A 16,973-nucleotide genomic window follows, 5' to 3' on the forward strand; every position below is an offset into this window, starting at 1 on the left:
TTCCATGCGACAATATTGCGCGTTAAGCCCTCTGGTAACCACTTTCAACCTGCAGCCTTGCGCTGCGACAGCGTGACAGAATAATGAAAAAGACTAGCCTGGCAATCCTGGTGGGTGCGGCCCTGTGTATCGGTGGCGGCATCTGGTATTTCAATCATCAGCCGGGTGACGCGGCCAAAGGCAAGGGCGGCAAGAATGGGGCGCAGGCGCCGACGACTGTCAGCGTGGTGGCGCCCGTGCGCCAGGATGTGCCGATGGTGCTGCAAGCCAATGGTAGCGTGATGCCGATCAGCAGCGTCGACTTGCACCCGCAGACGACGAGCACGATTACCAAGGTACACATCCGCGAAGGCCAGTTCGTCAAGCAAGGCGAGCTGATGTTCACGCTGGACGCGCGCAGCGAACACGCGAATGTCGACAAGGCGCAGGCGCAGGTCTTGCGCGACCGCGCTTCGGTGGCTGACCTCGAGCGCCAGCTCAAGCGCAGCCAGGATTTGCTGAGCAAGAATTTTATTGCCCAGGGTGCCGTCGACACCCTGCAAAGCCAGCTCGACGCGGCACGCGCCTTGCTGGCTGCCGACCAGGCCGCCTTGCGCGCCGCCCAGGTCGACTCCAGCTACACCGTCCTGCGCGCCCCACAGGGGGGGCGGGTGGGCGCCATCAATGTGTACGCGGGCAGCCTGGTGCAGCCGGCCACGTCGCTGACCAGCATCACCCAGCTCGACCCGATCGACGTGTCCTTCACCTTGCCGGAAAGCAGCCTGTCGGGCTTGCTGGCGGCGCAAAAGGCGGGCGAAGTGGCGGTCAAGGCGCTGCTGTCGGACGCGGGCGGCAAGCAGATGGAGGGCAAACTCAGCTTCATCGACAATGCCGTCGATCCCGCCACGGGCGTGATCAAGGTCAAGGCGCGTTTCAACAATGGCGCAACCGATTTGTGGCCCGGCCAGTATGTGAATACGCAGCTGACGGTGCGCACGCTCAAGGATGCGCTCGTCATTCCGCAAAACGCCATCATCACCAATACCACGGGCGTCTTCGTGTATTCGATGGAGCCTGATAACACGGCCAAGGTGCGCAAGATTGCCCGCGTGTATGCGTTCGGTCCGAATGCCGTCGTGACCGGCTTGAATGGCGATGAACAAGTCATCGTCGATGGCAAGCAGAACCTGCGTCCGGGCGGCAAGGTGCGCCTGGCGGAAAAACACAAGGCTGCCGATGGCGCCGCCGCACCGCAGGGCAAGCCAGCATGAACCTGTCCGAACTGAGCATCCGCCGCCCCGTCATGGTGGTGCTGCTGTCCCTCTCCATCATCCTCGCCGGCGTGCTGGCGTATGGCCACATTCCCGTGGCCGCCTTGCCAAGCTACAACACGCCCGTCATCAACGTCAGCGCCGACCTGGCCGGCGCCAGCCCCGATACCATGGCGTCGTCCGTTGCCTTGCCGCTGGAAAAGCAATTTTCCACCATCGCCGGCCTGAGCCTGATCACGTCCACGAGTACCCTGGGCAATACCTCGCTGACCCTGGAGTTTGACGCCAGCATCAATGTCAACGAGGCCGCCGTCGACGTGCAGGCGGCCCTGCTGCGCGCGCAGCGCCAGTTGCCGACGGAAATGACGGACTTGCCTTCCTACCGCAAGGTCAATCCGGCCGACGCGCCCGTGCTGTTCATCCAGATGACGTCGCCATCGCTGAACTTGTCGGACCTGAACGATTATGCGGAAAACCTGATCGCGCCCAGCCTGTCGACCTTGCCTGGCGTGGCCCAGGTCAGCGTGAATGGCCAGAAACGCTTTGCCGTGCGCGTGCGCGCCCGTGCCGACCTGATGAACGCGCGCAACCTGACGATGGACGAGCTGGCCACGGCGCTGCGCGCTTCGAACACGAATTCGCCGCTGGGCATCCTCGACGGACCCAGCCAGACCCTGACCATCCAGGGCAACCCGCAAATGATGAAGGCGGCCGATTTTGCCGAACTCATCGTCGCCACGCGCAATGGCCAGCCCGTGCGGCTGAAGGAAGTGGCCGAAGTGGAAGACAGTTTCCAGTCGACCAAGACGGCCGGCAGTTTCAATGGCGAGCGCTCGATCACCTTGCTGGTGCAGCGCCAGCCGGATGCGAACACGGTGCAGGTGGTCGATGCCGTGCGCAAACTCTTGCCCGGTTTCAAGGCGCAACTGCCTGCCTCCATCCAGATCAGCCTGGTCAACGACCGGTCCGTCTCGATCCGCGAAGCCATCCACGACGTCAACCTGACCCTGGCCCTGACGGTGATCCTCGTGGTGCTGGTGATCTTCCTCTTCCTGCACCGCGCGGCGGCCACCTTCATTCCGGCCGTCACCATGCCGATCTCGCTGCTGGGCGCGCTGGCCCTGCTGTACTGGCTCGGCTACAGCCTCGACAACGTTTCCCTGCTGGGCATTACGCTGGCCGTGGGCCTGGTGGTCGACGATGCCATCGTGGTGCTGGAAAACATCGTGCGCCATATCGAGATGGGCAAGAAACCGATCCAGGCGGCCCTCGTGGGCGCCAAGGAGATGGGTTTCACCATCATCTCGATTTCCGTCTCGCTGGTGGCCGTGTTCATCCCCATCTTCTTCATGCCGGGCGTGATCGGTTTGCTTTTCCACGAGTTTGCCGTCGTCGTCTCGCTGTCCATCCTCGTGTCGGCCATCGTGTCGCTGACCCTGGTACCGATGCTGGCCAGCCGCTTCCTGCCGGCCGACTCGCGCGAGCACAATGACAACGACCCCACGCATGGCGAAAAGTCCTTCATCGGCCGCCACTTCGAAGCGGGTTTCACGAAATTGCGCAACGGTTACGTGCATCTGCTCGACAAGGCCCTGGCGCACCGCAACGTGGTGCTGTTCATTGCCGTGTGCACTTTTGCGCTGACGGTGCTGCTGTACGCGACCATTCCGAAAGGTTTCTTTCCCGAGGAAGACCTGGGCCAGATCCAGGTGAATACGGAAGCGTCGGAAGATATCTCTTCAGCCGCACTGCAGGACTTGCAAGGCCGCGTGGCGGCCGTGCTCAAGGCGGACCCCAGCGTGCAGGATGTGACGTCGTTCGTCGGCGGCGGCAACACGGGCCGCATGTTCATGGTCTTGAAACCGCGCAGCGAACGGCCGAAAATGCCCGTGGTCCTGGAAAACCTGCGCCGCGCGACGAGCGCCGTGCCGGGCATGGCCGTCTATTTCCGTCCCGTGCAAAACTTGCAGTTGGGCGGGCGCCAGAGCAAGAGCCGCTACCAGTACACCCTGCAAAGCGTCAGTCCCGACGCCTTGAATGACTGGGCGGAAAAGTTTATTGCGGGCATGCGCGCCGATCCCGCCTTCCGCGACGTCACCAGCGATTCGCAGATCAAGGGCTTGCAGGCTTCCCTGCGGATCGACCGCGACAAGGCCAACCTGCTGGGCGTGCAAATGTCCGATATCCGCACGGCCCTGTACAGCGCCTTTGGCGAGCGGCAAGTGTCGACCATCTATTCGTCGGCCGCCAGCTATTACGTGATCCTGGAAGCGGCCACGGCGGACCGCCAGTATGACGATGCGCTCACGCGCGTGTCCGTGCGCAGCAAGTCGGGCGAGCTGGTCAAGCTGTCGAGCATCGCCTACGTGGAACGCACGATAGGCCCCACCTCCGTCAATCACCAGGGGCAGTTGCAAGCCGTCACGATCGCCTTCAACCTGGCGCCGGACGTTCCGCTGGGCGTGGCCACGGGCAAGATCGACGTGATGGGCAAGGACATGAGCTTGCCGGCGTCCATCATCACGCGCTATGGCGGCGATGCGGCCGTGTTCCAGGATTCGCAATCGAGCCAGATCATCCTCATCATCGCCGCGCTGGCCGTGATCTATGTGCTGCTCGGCGTGCTGTACGAAAGCTACATCCATCCGCTGACCATCCTGGCCGGCTTGCCGTCGGCGGCCGTGGGCGCGCTGTTGACCTTGCGCCTGTTCGGCATGGATCTGACCATGATCGCCATCATCGGTATCCTGATGTTGATCGGCATCGTCAAGAAAAACGCCATCATGATGATCGACTTTGCCCTGCATGCGCAGCGCAATGAAGGCATGAGCCCGCCCGAAGCCATCCGCCAGGCGTGCATCCTGCGTTTCCGCCCCATCATGATGACGTCGGCGGCGGCCCTGATGGGGGCCTTGCCCATCGCCCTGGGCCTCGGTGCGGGCGCCGAGCTGCGCCAGCCGCTGGGCCTGGCCGTGGTCGGCGGATTGCTGTTTTCGCAAGTAATTACCCTGTTCATCACCCCAGTCATCTATCTGTTCCTGGACAAGTACAGCGGCACGGGACCTGTGACGGACGAGCAACTGGTGGCGCTCGACAACAAGGCTTGAGCGCTTGCGTGAGCTGTGCCCCGTGACCGGCGCCCCTTTCCTGAGTGAATGGGGCGCCGGTTTTGTATGGGCAGTGATACATACGGTAACAACCGTCAAGGGACGGCTCGGGTACTCTGGTCAGCGCTGCAAGGAATGCCGCTATCCTGTACGCTTCGGGTTGGAAATGCCGAGGAAGTGTTCCCAAAAGCAAGGGACTCTGGCACTATGGCTGCCCTGTAATGTTATTTCTTCGCTACACAGAAAGCACGATTCATTTTGCATGACACGACCCATTTGTTGGCTGCCGATTCCGATGTTTGCCCCACCTGCGGGCAAGTGATCCAGCCACCACCGGCCTACGGGTCCAGGACCAGCACCACGCGCAAGGTTGCGCTCGGCGTGTCCGTGTTGCTGCACGTGCTGCTGGCCGCGTACGTCCTGTTGCGCAGCGACAAGATCGAAAAGATCCCGCCGCCGAAGAAGGAAAGCGCGATGGTCTACATCGCGCCGCTGAAGGACAAGCCGCAACCGAAGCCGCAACCGAAACCCACGCCCAAGCCGAAGGACACGAAAGTGGCCAAGGTGAAACCGCCGCCGGCACCGAGCAAGCGCGTGGTGACAAAAGACGTGCCGCGCGACAAGCCGAAACTGGAAACCTACACGCCGCCGCTGGTGTCGAAAGTGCCGTTGCCACCGCCGCCCGCCGAAGACATGAGCTCGATGATCGAGCAGCGGCGCAAGCAGCGCGAGGCGCAAAATCCCACGCCGCCGGCCGAGGAAAGCGAAAACGACCGCGCCATGCGTGTGGCCAAGGCGAATATCGCCGGTGCCCAGGGGCGCAATTCCGGTAGCGATCGCGAGGATTCGGGGGGCGTGTTTTCCATCGTCAACCAGACTTCGTTCAGCGCGGAAGTCAAGTTCAAGGGCTGGAATGGCAACTTCAAGCGCAACTGGCTGAAGCAGGAAAAAGTGGAGCTGGGCAATGAGCCCGATATCGAGACGGCCATCATCAAGAAGATGATCCAGCTGATCCGTGCCGAAAAACCGGGCGACTTCGTGTGGGAATCGCGGCGCCTGGGGCGCAACGTCAACCTCAGCGCCAGGGTGGAGGACACGGCCGAGCTGACCGCCTTCCTGCGCCAGGAATTCTTTTCGGAAAAGCGGCCAGGGCCGGGACGGCGCTAGGCGCTCGCTGCAATAAAAAAGGCTGCACCGTGCGAACGGGCAGCCTTTTTTACGCAGCGTTGATCTCGATCAAGCCGGTTTGTCGGTACCCGCTTCCGGCTCGACGTCGTCTTCCATCTCGATCAGTTCGACCATCTGGGCCGCGCCGTCTTCGCTGATGCCGGCCAGTTCCATGATCTTGTCGTTGGCTTCGTCGATGCCGACGCGCTTCAGGGCCGAGAACAGTTGCACGGTGAACGGGAAGCCGACGCCGTCTTCATCCACGTAGCTGTCGAGCTTGGCTTTTGCCTGGCGCAGTGCGTTGACGGACTCATTGCGGTTCAGCTTATCGACTTTCGTCAGGATGCAGTGGATCGGTTTGCCTGTGGGAGCGAACCATTCCAGCATCTGGATGTCCAGGTCGGTGAAGGGGCGGCGCGAATCCATGATCAGGATCAAGCCGGCCAATTGCTCGCGGCGCTGCACGTAGTCGCCCAGCAGGCGCTGCCAGTGCAATTTGGCCGAGCCCGATACTTCCGCGTAGCCGTAGCCCGGCAAGTCGACCAGCAGGCATTCGATCTCTTCGACGATAGTGGCATCCTTGCGGTGCTGCGCCACGTGGGCGCCGCCGATGGAGAAGTAGTTGATGTGCTGGGTACGGCCAGGTGTCTTGGAGGCGAACGCCAAGCCTTTCTGATTACACAAGATGTTGATGGCGGTCGATTTACCGGCATTGGAGCGGCCGGCAAAGGCGATTTCCGGCACCGTGGTATCGGGCAGGTCACGCAATTGGTTGACGGTCGTAAAGAAGCGGGCTTGCCAGAGTTTTGACATGGGAGTAGTAAAGCAACAAAAGGGAGCGATAAGGGAGCGATAACGCCAAGAAGCTATTGTACAATAAGGGGTTGTTTATTGTTGCCGGCGTAGCAGCGATGCGGCTTGCGGCCCTGAAAATAAAGCAAAAATCCCCAGGGCGCGGCAATGTCCACCACTAATTTCTCACTGTCTCAGGGTGCCTGAATGAATCGTGCGTTTTCACCGTTGTTCAAATCCATGCTGCTCGCTTTGCTGGCTGTATCGGCAACTGCCTCCGCGGTCGAAGCACCACAACCGGCCGCCAAGGCCGACGCTGCCAAGGGCGCTACCCTGTACGCCGATGGCGATGCGGCGCGCGGTCTGCCTGCCTGCGTATCCTGCCATGGCGCGGCCGGCAATTCGACCATCACGGTCAATCCGAAGCTGGCTGGCCAGCACGAAAGCTATATCTACAAGCAACTGGTCGACTTCACGACGCCGGAGCGCAACCAGCCCGTCATGACGACCTACGCGAAGATGCTCAGCGACGCCGACAAGAAGAATATCGCCGCCTACCTGGGGGCGCAGGTCTCCAAGCCGGGTGCCGCGAAAAACAAGAATACCATCGACCTGGGCAAGAAAATCTACCGTGGTGGCATTGCTTCCAAGCAAGTTGCCGCCTGCGCCAGCTGTCATGGCGCGACGGGCAATGGCATTCCCGTCCAGTATCCGCGCATCGCCGGCCAGCACCAGGATTACACGGTGGCCCAGCTGACGATGTTCCGCAGCACCAAGGCCGATGCCCGCAAGAACAGTGCGCAAATGCACACCATCGCCGCCCGCATGTCGGATGACGAGATTGCCGCCGTGGCCGATTACATCGCCGGCCTGAAGTAAGTTTTCATAGTGGCAAGAGATTGCCAGACGCATCAGTGCGCATGAAGAAGGGCGGCCGTCTCGACAGGCCGCCCTTTTTTATGGCCAGGGCCAAACAGGAGTATGCTGCCGCCTTGCGCGGAGAAACACTCTGCTCCATGCCTACATTTTCTTGAAGATTGCATATCCCGTATGAGTATCCACGTATGAGCACTGGCACGACCGGAATCGAGTTAAAAACCCAACGCCGCAGCCTGGCTGAATTTGTCGAGCTGGTCTCGTCGATGCGCTTTGCCATCAGCCTGCTGACCCTGATCGCCATCGCTTCCATCATCGGCACCGTGCTCAAGCAGAACGAGCCCATGCCCAATTATGTGAACCAGTTCGGGCCGTTCTGGTTTGCCGTCTTTGACAAGCTGAGCCTGTACTCCGTGTATTCGGCCTGGTGGTTCCTCGTGATCATGGGTTTCCTCGTCGCCTCGACCTCGCTGTGCATCGTGCGCAATGCGCCGAAAATGCTCAAGGACATGCGCAGCTGGCGCGAAACTGTGCGCGAGCAATCCTTGCGCAATTTCCACCACAAGACGGAATGGCAGGCGCCGCTGCCGCGCGCCGTGCTGGCGCAGCAGATGGTGATGCGCCTGAAGGACGCCGGCTACCAGGCCAAGGTGGTCGAGAAGGACAATGCCACCCTGGTGGCCGCCAAGCGGGGCGCGGCCAATAAGTGGGGCTATATCTTTGCCCACGGCGCCATCGTCATCATCTGCGTGGGCGGCTTGCTCGATTCGGAAATGCCGATCCGCGTACAACAGTGGCTCTTTGGCAAGACGCCATTTGCGGGCAGCGGCGTGATCGCCGACATTCCCGCCCAGCACCGTTTGAGCCTGTCGAACCCTACTTTCCGCGGCAATACCATGATCCCGGAAGGCTCGTCGAGCAACACGGCCATCATTCCCCAGGCCGATGGCGTGCTGATCCAGGATTTGCCCATCACCATCCTGCTGAAAAAATTCCACATCGATTTCTACAGCACGGGCATGCCCAAGCTGTTCGCCAGCGATGTCGTCATTACCGATCATGAAACAGGGAAAAGTTTCCCAGCGACGATCAAAGTCAACCAGCCGTTGCTCTACAAGGGCCTGGCCCTGTACCAGTCCAGCTTTGAAGATGGCGGCAGCAAACTCAAGTTGACTGGCTACCCGATGGCGGGCAAGACGACGAAACGCTTCGATATCGGCGGCGAAGTGGGCGGCAGCACGCCGCTAGAGCGCAGCGATGGCAATTCCTACACGGTGGAATGGTCGGGTTTCCGTCCGTTTAACGTGGAAAACCTCAGCGCGGGCCAGGACGTGCGCGCCGTCAGCAAGGCGGAAAGTTTCAACGATAAATTTGCCGTTGGCCTCGATAAACGCCTCGGTTCGGCCGCAAAGAACGCGCATAACAAGGATCTCAAGAATGTCGGTCCTTCGGTGCAATACAAATTGCGCGACAAGACGGGCCAGGCGCGCGAATACCAGAACTACATGCAGCCCGTCACGGTCGACGGCGCCACGGTGTTCCTGGCCGGCATGCGCATCAACCCCAGCGACCCGTTCAGCTATCTGCGCATTCCCGCCGATGACAATTACAGCGTGAACGAATGGATGCGCTTGCGTGCCGCGCTGCAAGATCCCGCACTGCGCCAGCAGGCGGCCGCCCGCTATGCGGCGCGCGCCATGCCGCAGGCGGGCGCGGAAGCCTTGCGCGGCCAGTTGCAGGAGTCGGCGGCGAAAAGCCTGGGCATCTTTGCCGGCAATGGACAAGAGGGCGGTTTCCTCGCCATTTCGCGTTTCTTGGAGAAAATTCCTGCCGCCGAGCAAGAAAAAGCGGCCGATATCTTCATGAAAATCCTCAACGGCAGCCTGTGGGACTTGTGGCAGGCGGCACGCGCCCAGGATGGCTTGAAAGCCATCGAGGCCGATGACAAGCATGGCCGCTTTCTGCAACTGGCCACGAATGCGCTGTCCGACAGCTTCTTCTATGGCGCGCCCGTGTACCTGCAGCTCGATGACTTCACGGAAATCAAGGCGTCCGTGCTGCAGGTGACGCGTTCGCCGGGCAAGAGCGTGGTCTACCTCGGTTGCCTGTTCCTCGTGATCGGCGTATTTTCCATGTTCTATATCCGCGAGCGCCGCCTGTGGGTTTGGATCAAGGATGGCGAGGGGGCGAGCGAGGCCTTGATGGCCATGAGCACGCAGCGCAAGACGCTGGATTTTGAAAAAGAATTTGAGACTTTGAAGGCAAAGCTGCCGCAATCGGCGTAAGCTGCGCTGAGTTGGATTGGCTGAGTTTCGGGGCGCTGCAGCGCCGCCGGGAATGGAGAAAATGATGGAATTGGCAAACAAGCAAATATATACGCAGGAACCAGGATTTTTCAAGCGCCTGAGCCTGATCGATTGGCTGTACGGCGCCGGCTTGCTGGCCGCTTCCCTGTTCGGCCTGATGCGCTTTGGCGCCTTCATGGATATCTATGAAAAAGCCATTCTGCTGGCCGCGGCGCCCACGTTCGCGTGGCTGGGCTGGCACTGGAAGCCCGTGCGCTGGCTGCTCCCGCTGGCCGCCGTGCTGTCGCTGTTCGCCATCGAGCTGTACAGCGGCCACCTGGACATGGCGAACCAGAAATTTTTCCTGAAATACATGTTGTCGAGCCAGTCCGCCATCCTGTGGATGGGCACCTTGTTCGTGCTGTCGACCCTGTTCTACTGGATCGGCCTCGTGGCGCGCTCGGAATTCGGTTCGTCCGTCGGCTCCCTGTTGTGCTGGGCCGGCGTCGTGCTGGGCCTGACTGGCATGCTGGTACGCTGGTACGAGTCTTACCTGATCGGCGCCGACGTTGGCCATATTCCCGTGTCGAACCTGTATGAAGTGTTCATCCTGTTTTCCCTGATCACGGCCATGTTCTACCTGTATTACGAGCAGCGTTACGCGACGCGCCAGCTGGGCGCCTTCGTCATGCTGGTCATCTCGGCGGCCGTCGTGTTCCTGATGTGGTACACGGTCACGCGCGACGCGGCCGAAATCCAGCCGCTGGTGCCGGCCCTGCAAAGCTGGTGGATGAAGATCCACGTGCCAGCCAACTTCATCGGTTACGGCACGTTCGCCCTGTCGGCCATGGTGGCGGCCGCCTACCTGCTCAAGTCAAGCGGCTACCTGGTCGACCGTTTGCCGTCGCTGGAAGTGCTTGACGACGTCATGTACAAGGCCATTTCCGTGGGCTTTGCTTTCTTCACGGTAGCGACCATCCTGGGCGCCCTGTGGGCGGCTGAAGCGTGGGGCGGCTATTGGTCGTGGGATCCGAAAGAGACGTGGGCGCTGATCGTCTGGCTCAACTATGCAGCCTGGCTGCACATGCGCCTGATGACGGGCTTGCGCGGCCGCGTCGCCTCGTGGTGGGCGCTGGTGGGCTTGCTGGTGACGACGTTCGCCTTCCTCGGCGTGAATATGTTCCTTTCAGGCCTGCATTCTTACGGCAAACTTTAATGACAGAAGCGTCATGAACGGCCCGGAAAAACTGGTGTAAGGTATATCCAATCACCTTTTTCCGGAGCCGCCATGTTGATCAAGCGCAGTCCCAACGGCATCGAGTTGCCGTTTTCTTCCGAAATCACGCCGCGCGCCGTATTCGAATCGCGCCGCAGCTTCATCAGGCAAGTGGCGCTGGGGTCGATCTCCGGCGCGGCCTTGCTGGAAATGGCCAGCCGCGAAGCGTTCGCGCAAGGCACCAATCCCAAGCTGGCAGCCAAGCTCAATCCCGCCTATTCCGCGCTGGACAAGCAGACGGCGTATAAAGACGCCACCAGCTACAACAATTTCTACGAATTCGGCACGGACAAGAGCGACCCGGCGCAAAACGCGGGCACCCTGCGCACGCGGCCGTGGACGGTCAACATCGAAGGCGAAGTGAAAAAGCCGATGACCCTGGACCTCGACGCGCTGCTGAAGCTGGCGCCGCTGGAAGAGCGCGTCTACCGCTTGCGCTGCGTGGAAGGCTGGTCGATGGTCATCCCGTGGGTCGGTTATTCCTTCTCGGAAATCATCAAGAAGGTCGAGCCGACGGGCAATGCCAAGTACGTGGAATTCATCACCCTGGCCGACAAGAAGCAGATGCCGGGCGTGGGCAGCCGCGTGTTGCAGTGGCCCTATACGGAAGGCTTGCGCATCGATGAGGCGAACCATCCGCTGGCGCTGCTGACCCTGGGCATGTATGGCGAAACCTTGCCTAACCAGAACGGCGCGCCCGTGCGCATGGTCTTGCCGTGGAAATACGGTTTCAAGTCAGCCAAATCCATCGTCAAGATCCGTTTCGTCAAGGAACAGCCGCGTACCTCGTGGAACCTGTCGGCGCCGTCCGAATATGGTTTTTACTCGAACGTGAACCCGAACGTCGACCATCCGCGCTGGTCGCAAGCTTCCGAGCGGCGCATCGGCGAAGACGGTTTTCTGGCGCGCAAGCGCAAGACCCTGATGTTCAATGGCTACAACGATGTCGCATCCTTGTACGCGGGCATGGATCTGAAGAAGTTCTTTTAAGGAAAGACCATGGTCCTCAATCCCACAGCCAGGCAGTTGTCGCTGCTGAAAAGCCTGATCTTCTTGCTGGCGCTGCTGCCGTTCGCACGCATGGTCTGGCTGACGTACACGGGGCAACTGGTGGAGCCGCTGGAATTCATCACGCGCGGCACGGGCGACTGGACCCTGTATTTCCTGTGCATCAGCCTGGCGGTCACGCCCTTGCGGCGACTCACTCAGTGGAATTGGCTGATCAAGCTGCGACGCATGCTGGGCCTGTTCGCGTTTTTCTACGCGGCGCTGCACTTCACGACCTTTTTATGGTTCGATCACTTTTTCGATGTGCAGGAAATGTGGAAGGATGTGCTCAAGCGGCCGTTCATCACGGTGGGCTTTATCGCTTTCGTGCTGCTGATTCCGCTGGCCGTGACGAGCACGAACGGCATGGTAAAACGCCTGGGCGGCAAGCGCTGGCAATGGCTGCACCGGCTGATCTACATCATCGCGCCGCTGGGCATCTTGCACTTCTGGTGGATGAAGGCGGGCAAGAATAATTTTGCGCAACCGATCCTGTTCGGCAGCATCGTCGCGCTATTGCTGCTAATACGCGTTTATTTCGCCTGGAGCAAGCGCGAGAAAAGCGCCAGGGCGGCCAAGGCTGCCACCCCGGTACGCTCGACTTAGGTTGCCGGCACGATCACCGGTGGCGGCGGCACGGGCGCCGGTTCGACGGGGCCTTTGGCTGGCGCGCCCTTGGCCGCTGGCGGCTTGGGCAGGTACAAAGGACCGGGCTGGCCGCAGCCGGCCAGGATGCTAGAAACCACAATGGCGGTGCCGATATAAAACGCTGAGGATGACTTCACGATTAGAATCACGGTTTGATTAAGATCTTTGGAGTGTAGCATGAGCGAATCGGAATTCCTGGCCCTGGCCGAAGCCACCCTGACCCAGATCGAGGCGGCGCTGGACCGGCTGAACGATGAAGACGTGCTCGACGTCGAATGCAGCCGCAGCGGCAATGTGCTGGAAATCGAATTCATCGATAACGGCACGAAAATCATCGTCAACAGCCAAGCCCCCATGCGCGAAATGTGGGTGGCCGCCCGTTCCGGCGGTTTCCATTACAAGCGCGTGGACGACGAATGGCGCAACACACGCGACGGCTCGGAACTGTTTGCGGCCCTGTCGGCCATGGCCAGCGAGCAGGCGGGCGCGACTGTGGTGTTGAAATAATCCTGTCAGCCGCATGCAATAAAAAAGGGCAGCCCGCATGGGCTGCCCTTTTTTATTGCTGAAACGTAGGTCGGATTAGCGCGCGAGCGCGTAATCCGACAACATTGTTAGCGCCGGGGTGGTGTCGGATTACGCGGCTTCGCCGCTAATCCGAGCTACCCGATCCCCGAAATTGCCGTCAGAACAGCTCGTTCTTCACGGCTTCTTTCGCCTTTTCTTCCTCCGGTGTGCCGCGCGCCGCGCCTTCCAGGCTGCCTACGCCCGTGCCCGGTGGATTTTCAGCATAGTAATACTCGTCGCCGACGTGGATCAGGCCTTCCGGCACGGCACGTTCCTCGACGGGGATGCTCTTCAATGCTTTCGCCATGTAGTTGATCCAGATCGGCAAGGCCAGGCCGCCGCCCGTTTCCCGGTTGCCCAGGTTGCGCGGCTGGTCGTAGCCGATCCAGGCGATGCCGACCAATTTGGCTTGGTAGCCCGCGAACCACGCATCGATGGAATCGTTGGTCGTGCCCGTCTTGCCGGCCAGGTCAGGGCGCTTCAAGGCCATGGCCTTGTTCGCCGTGCCGAAGCGCACGACGTCGTTGAGCATGCTGTTCATCATGAAAGCGTTGCGCTCGTCGATGACCCGGTTGGCTTCCTCGCCCGCCAGGTCCGGCTTGGCTTGCGACAAGACGTTGCCATCGCTATCGGTCACCTTGGCGATCAGGTACGGGTTGATCTTGTAGCCGCCATTGGCGAACACGGCATACGCACCCGCCATCTGCAGCGGCGTCACGTTGCCGGCGCCCAGGGCCAGGGTCAGGTACGGTGGATTCTTGTCCGCGTCAAAGCCGAAGCGTGTCGCGTATTCCTGGCCATATTTGGCGCCGATCTTGTGCAGGATGCGGATGGAAATCATGTTCTTCGATTTCATCAAGCCCTTGCGCATGGTCATCGGACCGTCGTATTTGCTGTCGTAGTTCTTCGGTTCCCACGCCTGGCCGCCCGTCTGGCCCGCGTCGAACGAGATGGGCGCATCGTTGATGATGGTGGCCGGCGACAGGCCCCGTTCCAGCGAAGCGGAATAGATGAAGGGCTTGAAGGCGGAACCGGGCTGGCGCCACGCCTGCGTGACGTGGTTGAACTTGTTGCGGTTGTAATCGAAGCCGCCCACCATGGCGCGGATGGCGCCGTCGGTCGTGCTGGCCGAGACGAACGCCGATTGCACTTCCGGCATCTGCGTGAGGACCCACGCGTTGCCTTCTTGCATGACGCGGATGACGGCGCCGCGCTTGATGCGGCGGTTCGGCGCCGCTTTTTCCGACAGCCAGGCCGCGCCGAAGGTCAGGGCGGGACCCGTGATCGTGATTTCCTCGCCGGCCGAGGTGACGGCCTGGATGGACTTGGGCGATGCCTGCAGCACCATGGCGGCGATGATGTCGTCGCTGTCCGGATGGTCGGCCAGTTCCGTCTCGATCGCATCGTCCGCTTCAGCCTTGGTTTTCGGAATCTCGATATACGCTTCCGGACCGCGGTAGCCGTGGCGTTTCTCGTAATCCATCACGCCCTTGCGCAAGGCGATGTAGGCGGCGTCCTGGTCGGCCTTGGTGATGGTCGTGTAGACGTTCAGGCCGCGCGTATAGGTGTCTTCCTTGAATTGCTCGTAGACGAGCTGGCGCGCCATTTCCGACACGTATTCCGCGTGCACGCCAAAGGCGCTGCTGTCGGTTTTCACTTTCAGCTCTTCATTTTTTGCTTCTTCGTATTGCGCCGGCGTGATGTAGCCCAGTTGCGCCATGCGCTGCAGGATGTATTGCTGGCGCATGCGCGCGCGTTTCGGATTGACGACGGGGTTGTAGGCTGACGGCGCTTTCGGCAAGCCGGCCAGCATGGCCGCTTCGGCCACGGTGAGGTCCTGGATATTCTTGCCAAAATAGATTTGCGCGGCCGAGGCGAAGCCGTAGGCGCGCTGACCCAGATAGATCTGGTTCATATAGACTTCGAGAATCTGGTCCTTGCTGAGGTTTTTCTCGATCTTCCAGGCCAGCAAGACTTCATACGCCTTGCGTTTCAAGGTCTGTTCGCTGGACAGGAAGAAATTGCGCGCCACCTGCTGCGTGATGGTCGAGGCGCCTTGCTTGGCGCCGCCCGTCAGGTTGTGCAGGGCCGCGCGCGTGATGCCCAGGTAATCGACGCCGCCATGTTCATAGAAGCGGTCATCTTCGATGGCCAGCACGGCTTTTTTCATGACATCGGGAATATCCTTGATGTGCACCATGTTGCGTCGCTCTTCGCCGAACTCGCCGATCAGCACGCTGTCGGAGGTGAAAATCCGCAGCGGCATTTTCGGCTTGTAATCGGTCAGGGTATCGAGCGCCGGCAGGTTCGGATACGCCATGGCCAGGCCGAATACCACCAGCAGCACGCCGACGACGCCCAGGCCCAGGAACGATACCAGGGCCATCAGCAGAAAGCGTTTGGGTTTGCTGCCCTTCTGGGGCGGTTTCGAGCCAGCGTTGCCGGCGGAGGATGAAGATGTCATGCGTGTCATGTCTTTCAGTAAATTTATGCCGGTCAATTATAAGCGAGCTTGCCGGGGTGGCAGCGCGCCGTGGCGCTTGCCGGGGAAGAGTGTCGAAACTTGCCGTTACTCTATATAAGCGTGTATTGGCCCGCTGGCAACCAGGATTTGGTAACAATTATTCTGTGCCAGATCACGGCCTCGCCAGATAGGCGCCACGCGCCGCAGACACCAGCGTGAAATCCGTTTACAAGCCGGCGCCGCCGGGACTAGGCTTTCTGGTGACAGGTCCCCCTTCCACGCTGACGTTTCTCTATGAAAAACATGTCTATCAGCAGTTTTCTTGGCACCGGCTTGCTGGGCGTTGACATGGCGGACGATGCCGTGCGCGTGGTCGAGTTGATACGGAGGCGGGGCAAACTGTCGTGCCGGCATTGCGGCAGCGCCGCGCTGCCCGCAGGCGTGATGCTTGAAGGCAATATCGAAGATATGCAGAGCCTGGCCGATGTCGTGCGCCAGGTTCATCGCGACAGTGGCAGCGGCTGCACCCGCGTGGCGCTGGCCATGCCGGCCACGGCCCTCATCACGCATGCGATCCGCCTGCCCGCCGGATTGCCGGAGGAACAGCTGGAAATCCTCGTGGAGCTGGAAGCGGCGCAATACATGCCGTTTGCGCTGGAAGACGCCAGCCTCGATTTTGTCATGCTCGGCCCCGCGCCGCCGCTTGCAGGCCAGACAGGCAGCGAGATCGACGTGCTGCTGGTGGCGGCGCGGCGCGCCAGCGTGCAGCGCCGTCTCGATGCGGCCAGGGCGGCCGGGCTGACGCCTGTTGTCATGGATAGCGAGGCGCTGGCCTTGCAGGCGGCGCTCGCGCAGAGCGGCTGGCAAGCCTTGCCCGACGGCGGCCTGAGCTACCAATTGGCCTGGGGCCTGGCCTTGCACCGGTACGCCCGATGAAGGCCGTGGCGGAAGTGCGGCGCATCAACCTTTTGCCCTATCGCCAGGCGGCACGCCGCAGGCATATTGAGCTGCTGCTGTGGCAACTGGCCGGCGGGGCGCTATTGGGATTGCTGCTGGCCCTGGCGTCGGGCGCCTGGCTGCAACGGCAGCTCGACGCGCAACTGCGCCGCCAGGAAGGCTGGCGTAATGCCATGCAGCACGTCAATGTCGTCCTCGCCTCTGGCAAGCGGGTGCGGGGCGAGACGGCGGCGCTGCTGCTGCGCCAGCAGGCCATTGCTAGTTTGCAAGAGCAACGCAACGCCTGGGTACGCATGCTGGCGCTGCTGGCCCGCGCGACGCCGGCCGGCGTGGCCTTGCACAGTGTGCGCCAGGAAACGGCAATGGTGCGCCTGCAAGGGCAGGCCGTGTCGCAGGACAAGGTCGCGGCATTGCTGCTGGCGCTCGAGCAGGCCGCACCCTGGTCCCGTCCGGAGGTGCTGGAAGTGCGCGGCGCGGCCGATGGCGCCGTGGAATGGACGATACGGCTGGCCTTGGCACCCGCTGGGCAATCTTAGT

General features: G+C 61.2%; 14 protein-coding genes. 11 read left to right on the top strand and 3 right to left on the bottom strand.

Features of this window, described 5'->3' with window-relative positions:
- The first annotated feature begins 83 nt into the window (after positions 1–83).
- The 3 genes from CLU90_RS20660 (at position 84) to CLU90_RS20670 (ending at position 5,524) form a co-directional block, all read left to right on the top strand.
- Positions 84–1,250: an efflux RND transporter periplasmic adaptor subunit gene (locus CLU90_RS20660; protein WP_092718274.1), complete on the top strand. Its 1,167-nt coding sequence runs from the start codon at positions 84–86 to the stop codon at positions 1,248–1,250.
- Positions 1,247–4,357 (top strand): efflux RND transporter permease subunit, encoded by a 3,111-nt coding sequence (locus CLU90_RS20665; protein ID WP_092718277.1) that lies wholly within the window; start codon positions 1,247–1,249, stop codon positions 4,355–4,357. The genes CLU90_RS20660 and CLU90_RS20665 overlap by 4 nt, the downstream gene beginning before the upstream one ends.
- Before the next feature lie 258 nt (positions 4,358–4,615).
- Complete coding sequence (locus CLU90_RS20670) at positions 4,616–5,524, top strand: hypothetical protein (RefSeq protein ID WP_232731278.1); 909 nt, start codon at positions 4,616–4,618, stop codon at positions 5,522–5,524.
- 69 nt (positions 5,525–5,593) lie between these two features.
- On the opposite strand, the gene yihA is transcribed toward CLU90_RS20670, so the two are convergent.
- Complete coding sequence (gene yihA / locus CLU90_RS20675; RefSeq protein ID WP_034753234.1) at positions 5,594–6,337, bottom strand: ribosome biogenesis GTP-binding protein YihA/YsxC; 744 nt, start codon at positions 6,335–6,337, stop codon at positions 5,594–5,596.
- A 186-nt stretch (positions 6,338–6,523) separates the two neighbouring features.
- On the opposite strand from yihA, the gene CLU90_RS20680 reads away from it, so the two are divergent.
- The 5 genes from CLU90_RS20680 (at position 6,524) to CLU90_RS20700 (ending at position 12,406) form a co-directional block, all read left to right on the top strand.
- Positions 6,524–7,195, top strand: a complete 672-nt coding sequence (locus tag CLU90_RS20680) for a c-type cytochrome (RefSeq protein ID WP_100428818.1) — start codon at positions 6,524–6,526, stop codon at positions 7,193–7,195.
- A gap of 185 nt (positions 7,196–7,380) precedes the next feature.
- The gene (locus tag CLU90_RS20685) at positions 7,381–9,477 is read left to right on the top strand and encodes a cytochrome c biogenesis protein ResB (RefSeq protein ID WP_100428819.1); all 2,097 of its coding nucleotides are present in this window, start codon (positions 7,381–7,383) and stop codon (positions 9,475–9,477) included.
- Between the two features lie 61 nt (positions 9,478–9,538).
- Complete coding sequence (gene ccsB, locus CLU90_RS20690; protein ID WP_442906705.1) at positions 9,539–10,693, top strand: c-type cytochrome biogenesis protein CcsB; 1,155 nt, start codon at positions 9,539–9,541, stop codon at positions 10,691–10,693.
- A gap of 72 nt (positions 10,694–10,765) precedes the next feature.
- Positions 10,766–11,743: a protein-methionine-sulfoxide reductase catalytic subunit MsrP gene (gene msrP / locus CLU90_RS20695; protein WP_100428820.1), complete on the top strand. Its 978-nt coding sequence runs from the start codon at positions 10,766–10,768 to the stop codon at positions 11,741–11,743.
- 9 nt (positions 11,744–11,752) lie between these two features.
- Entirely contained in the window at positions 11,753–12,406 is a 654-nt protein-coding gene (locus CLU90_RS20700; protein WP_100428821.1) for a sulfite oxidase heme-binding subunit YedZ, read from the top strand.
- Here CLU90_RS20700 and lptM read toward each other — a convergent pair.
- Entirely contained in the window at positions 12,403–12,585 is a 183-nt protein-coding gene (lptM, locus tag CLU90_RS20705; RefSeq protein ID WP_092718293.1) for an LPS translocon maturation chaperone LptM, read from the bottom strand. The two genes, CLU90_RS20700 and lptM, sit on opposite strands and share 4 nt — an antisense overlap.
- 40 nt (positions 12,586–12,625) lie before the next feature.
- Between lptM and cyaY the strand changes: the two genes are divergently transcribed.
- The gene (cyaY, locus tag CLU90_RS20710; protein WP_092718296.1) at positions 12,626–12,955 is read left to right on the top strand and encodes an iron donor protein CyaY; all 330 of its coding nucleotides are present in this window, start codon (positions 12,626–12,628) and stop codon (positions 12,953–12,955) included.
- 178 nt (positions 12,956–13,133) lie between these two features.
- Here the strand turns inward: cyaY and CLU90_RS20715 are convergent, their stop codons facing one another.
- Complete coding sequence (locus tag CLU90_RS20715) at positions 13,134–15,479, bottom strand: penicillin-binding protein 1A (protein WP_092718298.1); 2,346 nt, start codon at positions 15,477–15,479, stop codon at positions 13,134–13,136.
- Positions 15,480–15,782: 303 nt separating this feature from the next.
- Here CLU90_RS20715 and pilM point away from each other — a divergent pair, with 303 nt between their 5' ends.
- Complete coding sequence (pilM, locus tag CLU90_RS20720) at positions 15,783–16,415, top strand: pilus assembly protein PilM (protein ID WP_157808872.1); 633 nt, start codon at positions 15,783–15,785, stop codon at positions 16,413–16,415.
- Positions 16,412–16,972 (top strand): PilN domain-containing protein, encoded by a 561-nt coding sequence (locus tag CLU90_RS20725; RefSeq protein WP_100428823.1) that lies wholly within the window; start codon positions 16,412–16,414, stop codon positions 16,970–16,972. The genes pilM and CLU90_RS20725 overlap by 4 nt, the downstream gene beginning before the upstream one ends.
- Position 16,973 lies beyond the last annotated feature (1 nt).

Source organism: Janthinobacterium sp. 67 (genome assembly GCF_002797895.1).
Taxonomy (GTDB): Bacteria; Pseudomonadota; Gammaproteobacteria; order Burkholderiales; family Burkholderiaceae_D; genus Janthinobacterium.

Bases quoted from the DNA above. Each gene is read 5' to 3' on its own strand.
- CLU90_RS20665 (WP_092718277.1), top strand. From the start codon at position 1,247: ATGAACCTGTCCGAACTGAGCATCCGCCGCCCCGTCATGGTGGTGCTG.
- CLU90_RS20700 (WP_100428821.1), top strand. From the start codon at position 11,753: ATGGTCCTCAATCCCACAGCCAGGCAGTTGTCGCTGCTGAAAAGCCTG.
- ccsB (WP_442906705.1), top strand. From the start codon at position 9,539: ATGATGGAATTGGCAAACAAGCAAATATATACGCAGGAACCAGGATTT.
- CLU90_RS20680 (WP_100428818.1), top strand. From the start codon at position 6,524: ATGAATCGTGCGTTTTCACCGTTGTTCAAATCCATGCTGCTCGCTTTG.
- CLU90_RS20660 (WP_092718274.1), top strand. From the start codon at position 84: ATGAAAAAGACTAGCCTGGCAATCCTGGTGGGTGCGGCCCTGTGTATC.
- yihA (WP_034753234.1), bottom strand. From the start codon at position 6,337: ATGTCAAAACTCTGGCAAGCCCGCTTCTTTACGACCGTCAACCAATTG.
- CLU90_RS20715 (WP_092718298.1), bottom strand. From the start codon at position 15,479: ATGACATCTTCATCCTCCGCCGGCAACGCTGGCTCGAAACCGCCCCAG.
- msrP (WP_100428820.1), top strand. From the start codon at position 10,766: ATGTTGATCAAGCGCAGTCCCAACGGCATCGAGTTGCCGTTTTCTTCC.
- CLU90_RS20725 (WP_100428823.1), top strand. From the start codon at position 16,412: ATGAAGGCCGTGGCGGAAGTGCGGCGCATCAACCTTTTGCCCTATCGC.
- cyaY (WP_092718296.1), top strand. From the start codon at position 12,626: ATGAGCGAATCGGAATTCCTGGCCCTGGCCGAAGCCACCCTGACCCAG.
- pilM (WP_157808872.1), top strand. From the start codon at position 15,783: ATGTCTATCAGCAGTTTTCTTGGCACCGGCTTGCTGGGCGTTGACATG.
- CLU90_RS20685 (WP_100428819.1), top strand. From the start codon at position 7,381: ATGAGCACTGGCACGACCGGAATCGAGTTAAAAACCCAACGCCGCAGC.